This is a genomic window from Sinorhizobium kostiense (genome assembly GCF_017874595.1).
Taxonomy (GTDB): Bacteria; Pseudomonadota; Alphaproteobacteria; order Rhizobiales; family Rhizobiaceae; genus Sinorhizobium; species Sinorhizobium kostiense.
Genome location: NZ_JAGILA010000004.1, coordinates 339,295 through 354,904 on the forward strand (window position 1 = coordinate 339,295; position 15,610 = coordinate 354,904).

The 15,610-nt window shown below is 63.3% G+C and carries 16 protein-coding genes and 1 pseudogene; 10 read left to right on the forward strand and 7 right to left on the reverse strand.

Annotated features, from left to right (window positions below):
- Window positions 1–9: 9 nt before the first annotated feature.
- The 3 genes and pseudogenes from nthA (at window position 10) to J2Z31_RS16925 (ending at window position 1,718) form a co-directional block, all read left to right on the forward strand.
- Window positions 10–644 (forward strand): annotated as a pseudogene (gene nthA / locus J2Z31_RS16915) (nitrile hydratase subunit alpha).
- Window positions 641–1,300: a nitrile hydratase subunit beta gene (nthB, locus tag J2Z31_RS16920; RefSeq protein WP_209602732.1), complete on the forward strand. Its 660-nt coding sequence runs from the start codon at window positions 641–643 to the stop codon at window positions 1,298–1,300. The pseudogene nthA and the gene nthB overlap by 4 nt, the downstream one beginning before the upstream one ends.
- A 16-nt stretch (window positions 1,301–1,316) precedes the next feature.
- Window positions 1,317–1,718, forward strand: coding sequence for a nitrile hydratase accessory protein (locus tag J2Z31_RS16925; protein WP_408022043.1), 402 nt, complete (start codon window positions 1,317–1,319; stop codon window positions 1,716–1,718).
- A 1-nt stretch (window position 1,719) separates the two neighbouring features.
- On the opposite strand, the gene J2Z31_RS16930 is transcribed toward J2Z31_RS16925, so the two are convergent.
- The 4 genes from J2Z31_RS16930 to J2Z31_RS16945 form a co-directional block, all read right to left on the reverse strand.
- Window positions 1,720–2,526 (reverse strand): anti-sigma factor family protein, encoded by an 807-nt coding sequence (locus J2Z31_RS16930; protein ID WP_209602734.1) that lies wholly within the window; start codon window positions 2,524–2,526, stop codon window positions 1,720–1,722.
- Window positions 2,523–3,071, reverse strand: a complete 549-nt coding sequence (locus tag J2Z31_RS16935) for an RNA polymerase sigma factor (protein ID WP_209602735.1) — start codon at window positions 3,069–3,071, stop codon at window positions 2,523–2,525. The genes J2Z31_RS16930 and J2Z31_RS16935 overlap by 4 nt, the downstream gene beginning before the upstream one ends.
- Window positions 3,055–3,429: a COG4315 family predicted lipoprotein gene (locus tag J2Z31_RS16940; protein WP_209602736.1), complete on the reverse strand. Its 375-nt coding sequence runs from the start codon at window positions 3,427–3,429 to the stop codon at window positions 3,055–3,057. The genes J2Z31_RS16935 and J2Z31_RS16940 overlap by 17 nt, the downstream gene beginning before the upstream one ends.
- Window positions 3,430–3,574: 145 nt before the next feature.
- A complete protein-coding gene (locus tag J2Z31_RS16945) occupies window positions 3,575–4,663 on the reverse strand; it encodes an AbrB family transcriptional regulator (protein ID WP_209602737.1) in 1,089 nt (362 codons plus the stop codon).
- A 188-nt stretch (window positions 4,664–4,851) separates the two neighbouring features.
- Here J2Z31_RS16945 and J2Z31_RS16950 point away from each other — a divergent pair, with 188 nt between their 5' ends.
- Window positions 4,852–5,979, forward strand: a complete 1,128-nt coding sequence (locus tag J2Z31_RS16950) for an ATP-dependent DNA helicase (RefSeq protein WP_209602980.1) — start codon at window positions 4,852–4,854, stop codon at window positions 5,977–5,979.
- Window positions 5,980–5,992: 13 nt separating this feature from the next.
- Here J2Z31_RS16950 and J2Z31_RS16955 read toward each other — a convergent pair whose 3' ends face one another.
- A complete protein-coding gene (locus tag J2Z31_RS16955) occupies window positions 5,993–6,625 on the reverse strand; it encodes a LysE family translocator (protein WP_209602738.1) in 633 nt (210 codons plus the stop codon).
- A 353-nt stretch (window positions 6,626–6,978) separates the two neighbouring features.
- Between J2Z31_RS16955 and J2Z31_RS16960 the strand changes: the two genes are divergently transcribed.
- The 6 genes from J2Z31_RS16960 (at window position 6,979) to J2Z31_RS16985 (ending at window position 14,935) form a co-directional block, all read left to right on the forward strand.
- Window positions 6,979–10,053, forward strand: coding sequence for an ATP-binding protein (locus J2Z31_RS16960; protein WP_209602739.1), 3,075 nt, complete (start codon window positions 6,979–6,981; stop codon window positions 10,051–10,053).
- Entirely contained in the window at window positions 10,037–11,248 is a 1,212-nt protein-coding gene (locus tag J2Z31_RS16965) for a YcaO-like family protein (protein ID WP_234939476.1), read from the forward strand. The genes J2Z31_RS16960 and J2Z31_RS16965 overlap by 17 nt, the downstream gene beginning before the upstream one ends.
- Before the next feature lie 8 nt (window positions 11,249–11,256).
- The gene (locus J2Z31_RS16970; protein WP_209602740.1) at window positions 11,257–12,018 is read left to right on the forward strand and encodes a TfuA-like protein; all 762 of its coding nucleotides are present in this window, start codon (window positions 11,257–11,259) and stop codon (window positions 12,016–12,018) included.
- A gap of 35 nt (window positions 12,019–12,053) precedes the next feature.
- Window positions 12,054–13,238 carry a gluzincin family metallopeptidase gene (locus J2Z31_RS16975; RefSeq protein WP_209602741.1) on the forward strand — a complete coding sequence of 395 codons (1,185 nt, stop codon included), beginning with the start codon at window positions 12,054–12,056 and terminating at the stop codon, window positions 13,236–13,238.
- A 21-nt stretch (window positions 13,239–13,259) separates the two neighbouring features.
- On the forward strand, window positions 13,260–13,931 hold the full coding sequence (locus tag J2Z31_RS16980) for a hypothetical protein (protein ID WP_209602742.1): 672 nt from the start codon (window positions 13,260–13,262) through the stop codon (window positions 13,929–13,931).
- A gap of 146 nt (window positions 13,932–14,077) precedes the next feature.
- Complete coding sequence (locus J2Z31_RS16985) at window positions 14,078–14,935, forward strand: NAD(P)H-binding protein (protein ID WP_209602743.1); 858 nt, start codon at window positions 14,078–14,080, stop codon at window positions 14,933–14,935.
- Window positions 14,936–14,947: 12 nt separating this feature from the next.
- Here J2Z31_RS16985 and J2Z31_RS16990 read toward each other — a convergent pair whose 3' ends face one another.
- Both J2Z31_RS16990 and J2Z31_RS16995 read right to left on the reverse strand, forming a co-directional pair.
- Window positions 14,948–15,289: an EF-hand domain-containing protein gene (locus tag J2Z31_RS16990; protein WP_209602985.1), complete on the reverse strand. Its 342-nt coding sequence runs from the start codon at window positions 15,287–15,289 to the stop codon at window positions 14,948–14,950.
- Between the two features lie 16 nt (window positions 15,290–15,305).
- Window positions 15,306–15,548: a glycine zipper 2TM domain-containing protein gene (locus J2Z31_RS16995; RefSeq protein WP_209602744.1), complete on the reverse strand. Its 243-nt coding sequence runs from the start codon at window positions 15,546–15,548 to the stop codon at window positions 15,306–15,308.
- Window positions 15,549–15,610: the final 62 nt, after the last annotated feature.

Below are 15,610 nucleotides of genomic sequence, written 5' to 3' on the forward strand. Positions count from 1 at the left end.
AAGCGTCCAATGTCCGAGCACCATCATGGCGAAGGCTCCGATCATCATCACGACAATCATTTCACCGACATGGAAGCGCGGGTGAAGGCGCTGGAAACCGTGTTGACGGAGAAGGGCCTCATCGATCCGGCGGCAATCGACGCGATCGTCGAGACCTATGAAACGAAGATTGGCCCGCGAAACGGGGCGCGCGTCGTCGCCAAGGGTGGGCTGATCCGGAGTTCGCCGACTGGCTGAGGCGCGATGCAACGGCGGCGATCGCGAGCCTCGGCTTCACCGGGCGGCAGGGCGAGCACATGCGTGCCGTCTTCAATTCGCCCGACACGCACAATCTCGTCGTCTGCACGCTCTGCTCCTGCTATCCCTGGGCGGTGCTCGGGCTGCCGCCGGTCTGGTACAAGGCGCCGCCCTACCGCTCCCGCGCCGTGATCGATCCGCGCGCCGTGCTCGCCGAATTCGGGCTCGACCTGTCGGCGGAGAAGCAGATCCGCGTCTGGGACTCGACGGCGGAACTGCGCTACCTCGTGGTGCCGGAGCGGCCGCAAGGCACCGAGGGGCTCGGCGAAGAGAAACTCGTCGAACTCGTCACGCGAGACTCGATGATCGGAACCGGGCTCGCGCTTTCGCCGGAGGCGGCGCGATGAACGGACCGCACGATCTTGGCGGCCAACATGGATTCGGGCCGGTCGCTCCGGAAAAGGACGAACCCGTGTTCCATGCCGAATGGGAAAAGCGGGCGCTCGGCATCACCCTCTCCTGCGGGGCGTTCGGCGCCTGGACGCTCGACGAAAGCCGGCATGCCCGCGAAAGCCTGCCGCCGGCGACCTATCTTTCGGCAAGCTATTACGAGATCTGGATTCGAGCGCTTGAGACGCTTCTGAGGCGCCACGGCTTCGTCGCGGAAGCCGAGTTCGACACCGGCCGCAGTATCGCGCAGGGACGCGTTCCGAAACGGGTATTGAAGGGCGAGATGGTGGCAGACGTGCTCGCGAAGGGCGGTCCGTGCGACCGGCCGGTCGAAGCGCAACCACGTTTTGCCGCCGGCGACAGGGTGCGCACGCGGACTTTCAATCCGGAGACGCATACGCGGCTGCCGCGCTACGCCCGCGGCAAGACCGGCAGGGTGGAAGACGTGCAGGGCAGCTTCGTCTTCCCGGATGACAATGCCCATGGAAAAGGCGAGAATCCGCAGTGGGTCTATACGGTCGTGTTCGATGGGCCCGAGATCTGGGGCGAGGGCGCCGACCCGTCGCTCACCGTCTCGATCGATGCCTGGGAGGCCTACCTTGAGCGCGCGTGAAACGGCTTCACAATCGCTGGAGCGGAATGCGGGCGGAAGACCGGGGTCCAGTTTTCCTCATTCCGCACTGGCGGCTTCCGTCGGGCTGCCGAAATCCGCCGAAGGCGAGCCGGTCTTTGCCGAACCGTGGCAAGCGACCGTCTTCGCAATGACGGTGCGGCTCCATCAGCAAGCTGTGTTCTCCTGGGCCGACTGGGCCGAGGCCTTGTCTGCCGAGCTTCACAAGCCAGGCCGTTGCGCGGACGGCAGCGATTACTACGACTGCTGGGTCGCTGCGCTCAGCGGTCTGTTGACACGATTGTCGGTCGCTTCCGATCGAGAGCTCGAAGCGCTGACCCACAGCTGGCAGCGTGCCGCGGAAGCGACGCCGCATGGCAAGCCGATCCGGCTGGAGAACGACCCTTTGCGGCGAGGATGAATTACGACGCCGACGTCCCCTCGAACTGCCTGTAGCATTCCTCGGCGATCTTCTTGAGCAGGTCTCGCGCGACGTCGCCGGTTACCGCATAGCCGATCTCGCGGTCGATCCAGTAGAAGGTCTCGAGGCCGGCATGGCTGGCGAAGCGGAAGCTCGTTTCGCGATTTTGCGGGTTGCGGCCGAGCAGCACCGTAAGCCGCCGGCCGGTAGCGTCCTCGTACATCAGCATGGCGCCCGCCGTGCCGTTGACCGGGACGAGCCTGCCGCCGACGAGCGAGAAGCCGAGCGTGGACAGGTCGGGAAGCTTGAGATCGTAGTCGAGCCGCTTGCCGAGCCAGGTCGCCAGGTGCGCCTGCTGGTCGGAGCCCACCTCGACGGGATGGCGCACCTCGCTGGCATAGACGAGGAAGGCGGATTGCGCCTGCTCCGAGAGGGATTGGACGGCGGTGGTCGAGGCGCGCGGGTCGACCGGCGCGACAAAGCGCGGGGCGAAGGCGCCGGTGAGGGCGCCCGCGACGAAGATCAGAAGAGCAGCCGCGGCGCGCCGAAGCAGCGGTGCCACTGAGGGTGCTTCCGTCGACCGGCTGTGTGCGATGACCAGCTGGCGATCGCTTGCGTCGCTGCGGGCATAGGCCGCGAAATGCTGCTTCAGCGCTGCCGCCTGCGCCTGCCATTGACGGACTTCCTCGGCCTCTGCGGGATGCATTTTCAGCCATGTTTCGATCCGCTCCCGTTCGGGCTCACTCAAATGGCCATCCACATAGGCGTGCAGTTCGTCTTCCGAGACGGTGTCGAAGTCATCCGTCATTTCGGTCTCCGCAGGGCAATCACATTATCTTCCTTCATTGCTTCGGCAAGCTGCCGGCGGGCGCGCGACAGCCGCGACATCACCGTTCCGATCGGGATCGCCAGCATCTCCGCCACATCCTGGTAGCGATAACCCTCGACCACCACCAGCATCAGCACCGAGCGGTTTTCCACCGAAAGGCGGTTCAGCGCGCGCTCGAGACGGCGCCGTTCGATCGGGTCGGCGCTTGTTTCCTCGGCGGCAAGGTCTTCCTCGAGTTCCACTTCGGGATGTTGCGCCTGCCGTCTATGGCGGTTCCGATAGAGGTTGGTCATGATCGTGAAAGCCCAGGCGCGCAAATTCACGCCTCGCCATTGCGATCGCCGCGCCAGCACCCTTTCCACGCAGTCCTGCAGCAGGTCCTCGCCGTCGGAATCCGAGCGGGCGAGACTGCGCGAGTAGCGCCTGAGCGCCGGCATCAGCGCGAGGACATCTGACTCGAATTCGTCGGGTGCAGAGCCTTTCGCCTCTGCACCCGACCCCGGACCATCACGGCCGTGCGACATCCCATTCGCCCTTTACCCCGTCGCCGGTAACGTCGCCCGTCTTTTTGTCCTTGATCCAGAAATAAAGCGGCATCCCGTCCTTCGCCCATTGCTTGCTGCCATCCTTGCGCTCGACGATCGAATAGACGCCCTCGGCGGTCGCATCGGCTTCGACCAGGAATGGCGGCCAATTCTTTGCGCATTGATCATAGCAGGCCGAAACACCCTTCTGGTCGTCCCTGTATGTGTAAAGCGTCATGCCGTTTGCAGCGGCAAGGACAGGGCCTTTTTCGCTCTCCACCGTCTTTACCGGCGGGGCCGCCAGAGCCGCGGCGGTAGAGGCAAAGGAGATGGCAATGGCTAATGCAAAACTTCTCATGGGCGTCTTCCTTCGTCGGAGTTTTTCCATCGTTGGCGGGGCCGCGCGAAGGCGGACCGTTTCGAACTGGCTTGCAGATGACAAGACACCGGAAGTGGCGGATTTATTCCCACGGCCGCCCAGCACCTAAGCGAAGGTCACCTCTTCAGGCGCGATTGGCGACGAAGCGCGCAAGGGCAGGACCGATCATGGTGATGATCAGCAGGCGCGCCGTCTGCAGCGCCATGACGAAGGGAAGGTCGACATCGCTAGAGGCGGCGATGACGGCGATCGAATCGAGGCCGCCGGGGCTGGTGGCGAGGTAGGCTGTCAGCGGATCGATACCGGCCGCCTTTATGAGCAGCACGGCGAGCAATCCGGAAAAGGCCATCAGCACGAGGATGGAGATGATCGTCGGCACCAGTGCGCGACGGGCATGCGCGATGATTGGGCGGGTGAAACCTAGTCCGATGTTCCAGCCGAGCAGCGCGAAGGAGAGCGCCAGCAGCCATTGCGGCAACTCGATGGTCAGCGCTCCGCTCAAGCTGAGCGCCGAACCGGCCGCGAAGGGGATGAGAAAGCCGCCTGCTGGTATGCGCAACAGCTTGCCGAGGAGGCCGCCCGTTATGCCGACGGCGAGCGTCGCAAGAAAAGGGATGCCCTCGACGGGCGCAAACCAGCCGACCGAAGGCTCGGTCCCGGCGCCGCTGACCCAGAGATGGGCGACCAGGGCCGCGGCGCTGGCGACAAAGACGACGCGCAGATATTGCATGAAGGCGACGAGCCGCACATCCGCGCCATAGGCGTCGGCCATCAGCAGCATTGTCGAGGCAGCTCCCGCCGATGATCCCCAGATCGCCGTCGTGCCGGGCAAGATGCGCATCCGCGTGATCGTCCAGCCGGAGAGCGTACTGACGCCGATGACTGACAGGATCACTGCGAGGAAGAGCGGCCAGTTGCCGGAAAAGGTGGCGAAGAGGTCAGGCCGCATGGAACCTGCAATCATCATCGCCAGGAGGAACTGCACGCAAAAAAAGAACTGACGCGGCAGCCGGATCGTGCCGCCATTCATGCCGATGATCGCACCGGCAGCCATCGGCCCCAGGAGCAGGCCGGCCGGAAGCCCGATCGCCTCGAGCGCGACAGCAAAGACGAGCGAGAGGAGCCCGAGCAACAGCCATTGTACGAGGAGCGGCAGGCGGCCAATCCCGGTTTTGTCCGGCGGCACCGGTGTAGCGGGCTGTTCCGGCTTCAAGGGCAGTCTCCGGCAATGGGTCGCGTCGGCGCTGCGCGCTCGCGTTCTGAAACGGCTGTCTGGTTAGCAGCATTGGTCGCAGGGGCTCAAGGTGTACTGCTAGAATCTGCCACAGCGGGTCGACAAACAGGCGCTTGGCGCCGAAAAACCGGCTTGCGCCGAGCCCCCGAATCCTGACACTGCGCGTCATGCAGTTCGCTCCGCAACAGGATGAGGCCCTGAAAGCCGTTTCGCGCTGGCTGAAAGAAGGCCGCTCACAGCTTTTCCGGCTGTTCGGCTATGCCGGCACCGGCAAGACGACGCTTGCGCGGCATTTCGCGGAGCATGTCGACGGCGAGGTGCTGTTTGCCGCTTTCACCGGCAAGGCGGCGCAGGTGCTCCGCTCGAAAGGTGCCTCCAACGCCAAGACGATCCACTCGCTGATCTACCGGCCACGCGGCGAGGAGGAGGTGGAGGACGAGCAGACCGGCAAGACGTCGATCGCGCCGATGTTCGCCATCAACCGCCAGAGCCCGGTCGCGAAAGCGGCGCTGATCATCGTCGACGAATGCTCGATGGTGGACGAGGCGCTCGGCAAGGACCTCATGAGCTTCGGCACGCCGATCCTCGTACTTGGAGATCCCGGGCAATTGCCGCCAGTATCAGGCGGTGGTTATTTCACCAATCACGAGCCGGATTATCTATTGACCGAGATCCACCGCCAGGCCCGCGACAACCCGATCATCCAGCTCGCCATGAATGTGCGCGAAGGCAAGGAGATCATGCATGGCGACTACGGCACGGCGCAGGTCATCTCGAAGGCCGAAGTGACACAGCCGCTGGTGCTGGAGGCCGATCAGGTTCTGGTCGGCACCAACCGCACCCGGCGGCGCTATAACCAGCGCTTGCGCGAACTCAAAGGCTTTACCAGCGAATATCCGCAATCCGGCGACAAGCTCGTCTGCTTGAGGAATGATCCGGCCAAGGGCTTGCTCAACGGCTCGCTCTGGCAGGCGATGAGCGCATCGAAGGAAACCGTGAAGCCGGGAATCAACCTGATGATCCGGCCTGAAGATGACGACATGGATCGAGGTGCTGCGAAGATCAAGCTCCTGAAGGCGGCCTTCGAAGATGTCGAGGGCGAAATCCCCTGGTCCACCCGCAAGCGCTACGACGAGTTCGACTACGGCTATGCGCTCACCGTGCACAAGGCGCAGGGCTCACAGTGGGACAATGTCGTCCTCTTCGACGAGAGCTTTGCGTTCCGCGACACGCGGGAACGCTGGCTCTACACCGGGATCACGCGCGCGGCGGAGCGGCTGACGATCGTTAGGTGAGGAGCCAAGCTGATCAGCCTTTTTGCAAGGCGAGATGGGCTCCCAATCCCATGAGGGTGACGCCGCCGGCCCGCTGAACGAGGCGCTGCGCGTGCGATGAGCGCTTCAGCCTCGATACGACGGCACCGGCGAGCATGACGCAGACAATGTCGGCCGACGTGAACATCAGATTGACGATCGTCCCGAGGACGACAAACTGCGCCCAGACGGGAAGCGCCGAAGACGCGTCGATGAATTGCGGCAGGAAGGCCACGAAGAAGATTGCGGTTTTAGGATTGAGAACCTCGACGACGATGCTTTCGAGCAGCGCGCGCTGACCGGACTTGCGGTGCGCCTGCGGGAAAGCGACGTGGCCCGGCGTCCTGGCGCGGAAGAGGGAAATGCCGAGCCAGATCAAATAGGCAGCGCCGGCCAGTTTGACGGCCAGATACAGTGTCGGAACGGCGTGAAAGAGGACTGAAAGTCCCGCGGCAGCGGCAGCAACGTGGATATAGCCGCCAATGTGGATACCGAGTGCCGCCATCAGGCCGGACCAGCGCCCACGCGCCATGGTCTGGGCTGCAGCGTAGAGCATGGCTGGGCCGGGAACATAGGCGAAAACGGCAGTGGTGATCAGAAAGCTGATCAGCAGTCCAGTCGACGGCATTGCTTTTCCTCGTGCGGCACCGATAGCGGTGCGGCCAACTATAACTAACATAGAATTGGCGTCGACAAGGAAAAGTTGCCCCTTTTCACCGAATCGCCCAGTCGTTCACCCTTGTTGGCCGCGGCCGCAACCGCGTTTCGCCTAAATTGCTAACGAGCGGTTGCATGCAACCTGCCGCCGATTGACATCTGTCCGCCGGACGGTCAGCCTTCACCTGACATTTTGGCAGCATGGCACGGACGAGCGCCCCCACGCGAGCCACCCAGAGGGCATCAAGAACACAAGAACGCTATACTTTTCACATTTTCGAAGCGCGCGCCTGACGAGTGCGTTGCCGATGGCGGGAGTGGTGCATGCTGCGCGAAAGCCGGACCAACACACCACGGAAAGCGGCCAGCCGCGCCAAACGCGCAGGCAGTGTTTTGGCGCATGGGGGCGAGCGGCGCATCGTCACGGCGCTCTGCTACGACCTTGTCGGGTCGACCGATCTCCTGCATCTCATGGATATCGAAGACTACCAGGAACTGATGCTGACGTTTCAGCGGGCGGCAAAACAGGCGATCGCCTCTCACTCCGGCGTCATGCAGCACGAAGCGGGCGACGGCGGGGTCGCACTCTTTCCGATCGGGCTCGATGCGAGAGATGCGGCGTCGCTTGCCATCCGGGCGGGGCTGGCGATCGTCGACGCATGCGAGCGTGTCGGCCGGGAAGGCAGGCGGGAGGACTTGCGTGTTCGTGTCGGCATTGCCACCTCGATCGCTCTCGTCAGGGATCAGTGGCAGGACAGCGGCACGGAGGAGCCGGTCACCGGCGCCGCACTCGCCATGGCTGCCCGCCTCGAGGCAATCGCCGATCCAAACAGCGTTCTCGTATCCGAGGACACGCGCAATCTCGCCGGCCGCTCGCATGCGTTCGTGTTCCAGGGCAGCAAGGCGCTCAAAGGCTTCGCCGCGCCGGAAAAGGTCTGGCGTGCGCTCGAACACAAGATCGAGGTCGACCGTTTCTACGCCTATGGCAGGGTGGCAGGTCCGCTCATCAATCGCGAACACGAGCTGAAGACGATTGCCGGGGCCTGGGATGGCGTGCTTGCAGGGCACGGGGCGGCCATTCTCATGCAGGGTGAGGCCGGTATCGGCAAATCCCGTTTGCTCAGGGAACTGCGCCGGCGTACGCGGGATCGGCGAGCAAAGCTGTTCTTCTTTCAGTGCCTGCCTGGCGGGCTGCGTTCGACGCTTCATCCCTTGCTGCACAGTTTCCCGGCTGCGTTGTCGCAGGGTGGGCAGATGGGCCCCACAGCGTCCGCCGTGCAGGCGCTGTTCGAACGCAATGGTATCTTCGATCCGGAGGTTACGCAGGTCTTCGCCTATCTGCTTGGCGCGCAGGGGAGGAGCCAGCTTCTTTCGAACGAGAGCCCCAAGGCGATCCGCGAAAGGGCGCATAGCGCCGTGCGCCGCGCGCTGGAGGCAATCTGCCGCAACGGGCCGATCGTCGTCGCCGTGGAGGATGTCCACTGGATCGATCCGACTTCCCAAGACCTGCTTGGCGAGGTCGCGCGGATCATCGATCGATATCCAGTTTTCCTCGTCGTTACGTCCCGGCCCGGCATGCCTTGCGAATGGCTGGCCCCGGCAAGACCCACGCGCCTGTCTTTGCAGCCGCTTGACCGCGACGAGACGAAAAGGGCGATAGAGGCGAAGTGGCCGCAGCATCGCTTGGCAATGCTTCCCGACCTCTTCGAGGTGACGGAGCGAATCTCTGGCGGCATCCCCCTGTTCATCGAAGAGATCTGCCAATGGGTTGCGCAGAAGGCCGGTGTCGACAAGAGTTCGCTGGCGGACAGCATCAAGCCGGCCCATCTGTCGGCATTCGAGGCCATACTCGATGCCCGGCTGGAACATCTCGGATCGGCGAGGGACGTGGCGCGGGCGGCGGCGGTTGCCGGTACCCAGGCGACGTTGCCACTGCTTCGCGCACTGCTGCCCGACTTCGGCAAGAAGGCGATCGCAAGTGCAGCCGACATGCTGTGCGAAACCGGGTTCCTGACGCGCGTAAGAGCACCGGGACGCACAGCCTACGGCTTTCGTCACGTGCTGATCCAGGAGACGATCTACAACGCGCTGCTGCGCAAGCAGCGACAGGTGTTGCACCGGCGGTTTTATGCCGCCGTCAGCCACAATCGCGGCATGGCGACCTGGGTCGACACGGGCAGGCTCGCAGAGCATGCGGAGCGGGCGGGGCTCCTGGAGGAGGCGATCGAACTGTTCATCGCGGCCGGAAAGGAAAGCTCGAGCCGGTCGGCGATGATCGAGGCTCGGCAATATCTCGAACACGCTGTCGTTCTTTGCGGGCAATTGGGCGATGGCCGCGCGGTCGAGCCGCTGCAGCTTTCGGCGCTGACGGCGCTTGGCCCCGTCCTGACCGGACTTGTCGGACTGAATTCACCGCCCGCACGCAAGCTTTACGAAGACGGTGTGGAGATCGCCCGCAGGCAGCCGATGGAGGAGCAGTCCAAGTGGTTCCCGATCTACTGGGGTTGGTGGCTCACCGGTTCGGATTTTCGCGTCATGCATGATCGCGCCCTCGAGGTGCAGTCGATGCTGGCGAAGGCCGACGATCCGGAAATCCGGCTTCAGGTCAATCATTGTATCTGGGCGATCGATTTCAACCTTGGACGGCATCGGGAGACGCAGGAGGCGATCCGGGCGGGGCTCGCCCTCTATGACGAAAAAAGGGCGAAGAGCAGCCGAACGGAGTTCGGCGGTCATGACGCGAAGGTCTGCGGTCTCGGCCAGCTGGCGCTCTCCCTGTGGCTGACCGGCCAGACGAAAGCGTCCGACGCAGCGCTCGCGAGAATGATCGCCTTCGTCGACCGGATCGCACACGCGCCGAGCAAGGCGCATTCGCTCGATACGGAAGCGGTCTCCGCCTTCTACCGCGAAGATTTCGAGCGTCTGGCCGATGTCTCGGCACGCATGGCGGATTTTGCCGGAAAGCACGCGATGCAATCCCTGTCCGGCTTGTCTCGCTTGTTTGGCGGCTGGGCGGAGGCACATCGGGGCGCGCTTCAACACGGGCACGACACATTCTGTGAAGGGCTGACGCTCCTCAGAAGCCTCGGTGCGGTGGCGGACCTGCCGATCTATCTTTACATGCACGCCACCTTGCTGGGGCTTGCCGGCAAGTTCGAAGCGGCGATCGACATTGCAAACGAGGCAATCGCAAAGGCCGAAGAAACCGGCCATGCCTACTGGCTGGCGGAACTGCACCGATGCCGCGCCATGCTCCATGCGCGAGCCGGGGTTCGCGGGGGAGCGCTCGCCGCTGACCTGCGCTCCGCCGTGGAGATCGCCGAAACCCAGGGAGCAAGGACCTTGCGAAGGCGCGCCAAGGAGTCGATCCGGGAGCTTGGCGTTGCCATCAGGGGCTGAAAGACCGGACTTCAACGAAGCCCTTTCCGATCTTCATGGGGCGATCGTTTCCGGTCTGCACGTACCCCTCGGTCAGGAGCGGTGCGCAGAGGACGTCGAGCATCGCTTCCTTGCGCTCGTGCCGCTTTGCCGGCGTGCACGGATAACACGGATCGGCGACCTGACCGGCCTTGACCGCATCGGGCTTCCGGTCGTGCAGGCCGTCCGGCCCGGTGCTCTCTCCGAGGTGACGGCCTTGGGGCGGGGTCTCTCGAAAGCGGAGGCAGCGGTGGGCGCGGTCATGGAAGCGCTCGAGCGCTACTTTGCGGAGGCGATCCCGGCCGAGCGGACACTCGTCGCGACGGCCGCCGAACTCGGTCTTGCCGGCGGAATGTTCGAAACTCTTCTGGCGGGCGGGCGAGGGGACACGTGGCGCTCGAAGCGGATACGATGGATCCGTGGCCTCGATGTCGTCAGCGGGTCCGTGCTGCCGGTCCCCCTGGAACTCGTGCACACATGCTATAGCGATCCGCCTCCCGCTGATGATGGCCTGTTCCTCAGAACGACGACGGGCCTTGCCTGCCACTGGGATGGCCGCCGTGCATTTCTGCATGGACTGTTCGAGTGCATCGAGCGCGACGCCATCGCCCGCGCCTTCGCGACCCACGGCTTCTTCGACCGCTGGCGCATCGCCGCCACCGATCTTGGTGACGGCGTCGCGCACATCCTGTCGGTCGCCGGTTCCTGCGGCGTCTCCTTCGGGTTTTGGCTCGCCCCGTCACCGACAGGCATTCCGGTCGTCTGGTGCCAGACGATCGAAACAGGCGCCGGAGAGCCGATCCTGGCGCTTCCGACCGAAGGCTACGCGGCCGGCCCCGACCTTGCGACGGCGGCTGCGAGCGCCATGCTGGAGGCGCTCGCAGCGCGGGCGGGGGCGATCTCCGGCGCGCGTGACGATCAAACGCGCAGGCACTACAGGAGAAGCCGCGACGCCGCCGTCGCGTCGGCTCGCCAGCTTATCCTTGAGGCGACGCCTCCGACGACCGCGGCGGCGGAAATCGTCTCGACGAGCGACCTCGCAGCGCTAATCGACAGCGTCACATCCGCAGGGTTGGGCCCGATCCTGGCCGTGCCGGTCGGGAAGGATGATGAAACCGGCGTAGAATGCGTGCGAACCATCCTTGCCGGCGCCCGGCCGTTCTTCGAATTGCGGTGAGAAGCGAAATGGCCGACACGAAGGTCGATGCTCCGATCCTGGTCTTCCTGGGCCCGACGCTGCGTCTCGGCGAGGCGCAGCATGCGCTCGACGCCATCTACCTGCAGCCTGCCGCGCAAGGGGATATCCTGCTCGCCGCCCATGCTTTTCGCCCGCGCGCCATGGTGCTGATTGACGGACAGTTCGAGGACCGGCCCGCCGTTCGCCACAAGGAAATCCTCTGGGCGATGGCGCAGGGAATCGTGATGATCGGCGCCGCCAGCATGGGCGCGCTCAGAGCGGCGGAGCTCAACGATTTCGGCATGACCGGCGTCGGCCTGATCTACCGGTGGTATCGACGCTGGAGACTTGCTCCGGACGATGCCGTGGCCGTCCATTCCGGACCGCCGGAGCTTGGCTTTGTTCCGCTGACCGATTCCCTTGTCGATCTGCAGCGAAGCTTTTCCGTCTTGATGCGCGGCAAGCTCATCACGCCTGCCGAGCGCGACGAACTCACAGTGACTGCGCGAGGCCTCAACTTCCGCGACCGCACCCTTGCGGCCGTGCTGGACAGGGCAGGTTGGCCGGCCGAGAGGGTCCAGCGCCTTCGCCATGAGATGGTGGGCCAGAAGCGGCGGGATGCGCTCGCCGCGCTGCGGGCTGCGCCGGCACTTGCGCAAGAAGCGAAAGCGATGCGGCGGGAAGCCGGATGGGTCGCGACCAATACCTTTCTCAGAGACCTCGAAGCCAGCGGCATTGACATAAAATTAGTGAACACTTATAAATTGTAGCCGCCGGATTTTCTAATCGAGGGGGCAATGGTGCGATGCGCTTGCTTCGAGACGAGGCCCTCCAAACCGGTGCCAGCCGTTTAGGCACGCGCTTCTGGATATTTCCCCAACCTCCCTTCATCCCCGGATATGAACAACCGGACCGCGTCTGGTTGCCGATCCCCGCGGATGAGATCGGGGCCGGGCCCAGCGACGCGACGATGTATGTCGTCGATCCGCTTTTCGACAAGCGACCCTATGGCCTTGATCGGCTGCCGCCGTTCGAGGGGGCCGCGCGTCCGCCGGCAGAAGCCGGGCCGGACCGCCATTTCGACAGCATTTCGCCGGAGTCGCGGGAGTTCCTCGCCGTTCATGCCTATGCGTGCGTGCACTTTGTTCTTTCGATCTGGCAGAGCTATCTCGGGCGGCCGGTCCGCTGGTTCTTCGATCAGACGTTTCCCCGGCTCGAGATCGTCGCCCTGGCGAATTGGGACAATGCGCAGGCGGGCTACGGTTTTCTCGAACTGGGCGTGTCGGACAGGGACGGGATAAGGCGGCCCTATGCGTTGAATTTCGACACGATCGCCCACGAGGTCGGGCATCTCATTCTCCTCTCCGAAACCGGCGTGCCGACGGGCATCTCGCGCGAAGCCGACTTCTTTCCGTTTTCGGAGGCTTTCTCCGATGCCGTGTCGCTCATTTCATTCCTGCATTTCGACTCCGCCATCGAGCGATTGCTGCGGCGAACGAGAGGCAACCTCCTGCTTTTTAATGAGCTCAATCGATTTGCGGAGACGAGCCCCGAGACCCAGGTTCGCCTCGCCACCAATTTTCGCCGTATGTCAGAGGTGACCCGCGAGGCGCACGATCGCGCGCTTCCCTTCGTCGGCGCCATCTTCGACACCATCGTCGAGCTTTATCATCGCGAACTGGTCGCTCGCGGCTGCGCCGACAGCCGGCTCCTCGATGTCGATCTTCGGGAACTGGATCAAGGCGACTTCGATCGGTTCCGGGCTGCGACGGCCGAGGCCTTTCAGACAAGGCCGATGATCTTCGAACTGGCGCTGACCGCCGCCCGCGATGCCGTCGGTCAGGCGCTTGCCGCGTCGCTGAGACGACTCGATCCGAGCGCGCTGCGGCTCGAAGGGGCGGCAAAGGCGGTCGTCGCCGCAGCCGGGGGCGTGGCGGCCGAGTTGTTGGATAGCAATTTCGCGTGGCGTGAGATTATCGGTCGAAGATGAAGCGAGAGGAAGGAGTGGAACATGAGCGATTGCTGCTGCCATCCTGGTGTAGGCACGAATCCAAATCCTGATGAGAAGCCGAATTACAATAGTTATAATCCCAGCGAAGTGCGTCTTTATGGTCGTCCTGCTCTGCGAAAGCTAGTGCTCTCGGATGAAGATATTGAAAAAATCACTGAAGAATTAAAGAAATCTGGGATGAGAGACGAGGATGTTGCTAACGCAACTAAAATTGTAGAAAGGTTGGTTAATTCCTCTCTTATAAATATATATCGCAGTCAGATAATACTGACCGCAGTTGACGGTCATGGTCGGTTGGTCGAGCTTCCAGTCAATGTCAATATACCATCAGAGAACTATCAAAATGACAAAGTACACTATATCAAGAGCATAGGGGTAATATTCGGCTACGCCTATGAGGGGCATTGCTACAAGCTGCCGAAGCCGCAGATCATGTATCTGCCTTCGGAGCCGCGAGCGATTGACGGTGGCGATTGCGGATGCGATTGCGGCTATGTCCCGGAACTTGGTTATGCCGTGTGGCAGATCGACAAGCTAGAACGCGTCATAGCCCTCGACGTTCGTTCGGACGACGTGAAGACCCTCGTGCTCGACGAAAACCTGCCCGGCAACCGGTCTCCTATGGCCTATGCGCAAACCATGGCGCTGGCGCCGCAGCGGCATCGCGATTAAGACTTTGCAACTCGCGCCTTACAGAGGTAATCATATTACTTAATGGTTCTGTTGCAGCTTATGCCGCAACAGCGCAGTACACGACAGTAGTGTAATTGGATTTGGCGGATGCTTTTCTCGCCCTCATCCCTGTGCAGAGATCGGCCATGATCCTGGTGACGGGAGCGTCGGGTTATGTCGGCAGCGCCGTGTTGCGGCGGCTTTCGCAGGAGGGCCATGCCGTCTCGGGGATGGTGGGCAATTTCCGGCGGGCGGCTTCGGTCGAGGATATGGGGGTCCCGATACGCATTGCCAATTATGACGAGCGGGCGAGCCTGGAGCGAGCTTTCCGCGGCGTCGAAAGGCTTGTCTTCGTTGCGCGGGACGGTAATGCGCGGGCCGTGATGCGCCAGCACGCAAACGCCATTGACGCAGCGACGACGGCTGGGGTCGGCCGCATCGTCTTCATGAGCATCACCGATGTCGAGCCGTCGTCCGCATTCTACTTCACGCCCGTTTATCGGGATGCGGAACGCCGGCTGTTGGCCTCTGGGACAAAATGGACGGTTCTGCGCTGCGGCCTTTACGCGGATTTCATCCTTTCGCATTGGATCCGGCCGGCGATTGCGAGCGGCGAGATGTCATTGCCGCTCGAAGACGCACGCGTCGCGCCGATCGCCCGAGAAGATGTGGCCGATGCGTTCGCCATGGCCGCTGCCGCCGACGACTGCGAAGGCAAGACCTTTGAACTGACCGGCCCGGCTGCCCATTCGTTCGAGGAGATCGCCGACGCGGCTGGCCGTGTCTTCGCTCGGCCGGTGCGCTTCGCCGCCATAGCGCCGGCCGACTATCTGGAGCGCGCCTTGGACGAGATGGCCGAGCCTTGGCCCCACGCGTTTTCGAGCCTATGCAAATCCATCGCCGAGGGGCGCTATGCGCGGGTCTCCGGCGACTTCGAGACCTTGCTCAGACGGCCTGCCGCGCGCTTTGAGGATTTTCTTCGCGGCGCGGCAGCGGCAATGTGAAACCTACTCTCGTTACCGCAGGGTGCCGTCGCCGCTGCGGTCCGCCTCTCGGAAGTCCGCCATGACGCGGTTCAGGAACTCCTCCTGGGTAATCCTGCCGTCGCCATCGGCATCGGTGGCGGCGAACTGCTGCGCGTTCAGAATCCGTGCCGCCTCATCGCGGCTCAGGGCCCCGTCCTTGCTTTTGTCCAGATTGGTGAAGGCAGACGTCATGAAGGTCTGATATTCGGACCGGTCAACCGCTCCGTTCCTGTCGCGGTCGAGCCGATCCATTTGGCTCTGGTTGATGGCCTGAGCTTGCGCCGCGGTTGCATCAAGCAACACGAATGCAGCCAGCAGTACCGTGGATTTTATCATCCGGGTCTCTCGCTCACATGCAGGTCAAGGCGTTACCGCCTGCAGCCCCCAACGTGGCGCCGGTGCCGACGGCCCATAGCTGGCCAGTGCCGGAACCGATGGTCGCGCCGACGAGGCCGCCGACCACCGCGCCGCCCACCGTTCCGGCGATGCAGCCGAATTCGCCCCCCGTCGTTCCCGGGGAGAACATAGCGGATTGGCAGCCAGAGAGGGCCAGGCCGCCTGCGAGAATAAAAGTAATCGTTCGCTTGTTCATCTTTCCCTCCAAGTATATCCGTCCGTATGGATCGCCGGAGGCCATTGAATGGCGTCGGATGG

Coding starts and splice junctions, on each gene's coding strand:
- J2Z31_RS16935 (WP_209602735.1), bottom strand. CDS start 3,071: ATGTCGCACGGCCGTGATGGTCCGGGGTCGGGTGCAGAGGCGAAAGGC.
- nthB (WP_209602732.1), top strand. CDS start 641: ATGAACGGACCGCACGATCTTGGCGGCCAACATGGATTCGGGCCGGTC.
- J2Z31_RS16950 (WP_209602980.1), top strand. CDS start 4,852: ATGCAGTTCGCTCCGCAACAGGATGAGGCCCTGAAAGCCGTTTCGCGC.
- J2Z31_RS16940 (WP_209602736.1), bottom strand. CDS start 3,429: ATGAGAAGTTTTGCATTAGCCATTGCCATCTCCTTTGCCTCTACCGCC.
- J2Z31_RS16960 (WP_209602739.1), top strand. CDS start 6,979: ATGCTGCGCGAAAGCCGGACCAACACACCACGGAAAGCGGCCAGCCGC.
- J2Z31_RS16970 (WP_209602740.1), top strand. CDS start 11,257: ATGGCCGACACGAAGGTCGATGCTCCGATCCTGGTCTTCCTGGGCCCG.
- J2Z31_RS16980 (WP_209602742.1), top strand. CDS start 13,260: ATGAGCGATTGCTGCTGCCATCCTGGTGTAGGCACGAATCCAAATCCT.
- J2Z31_RS16985 (WP_209602743.1), top strand. CDS start 14,078: ATGATCCTGGTGACGGGAGCGTCGGGTTATGTCGGCAGCGCCGTGTTG.
- J2Z31_RS16955 (WP_209602738.1), bottom strand. CDS start 6,625: ATGCCGTCGACTGGACTGCTGATCAGCTTTCTGATCACCACTGCCGTT.
- J2Z31_RS16975 (WP_209602741.1), top strand. CDS start 12,054: ATGCGCTTGCTTCGAGACGAGGCCCTCCAAACCGGTGCCAGCCGTTTA.
- J2Z31_RS16995 (WP_209602744.1), bottom strand. CDS start 15,548: ATGAACAAGCGAACGATTACTTTTATTCTCGCAGGCGGCCTGGCCCTC.
- J2Z31_RS16930 (WP_209602734.1), bottom strand. CDS start 2,526: ATGACGGATGACTTCGACACCGTCTCGGAAGACGAACTGCACGCCTAT.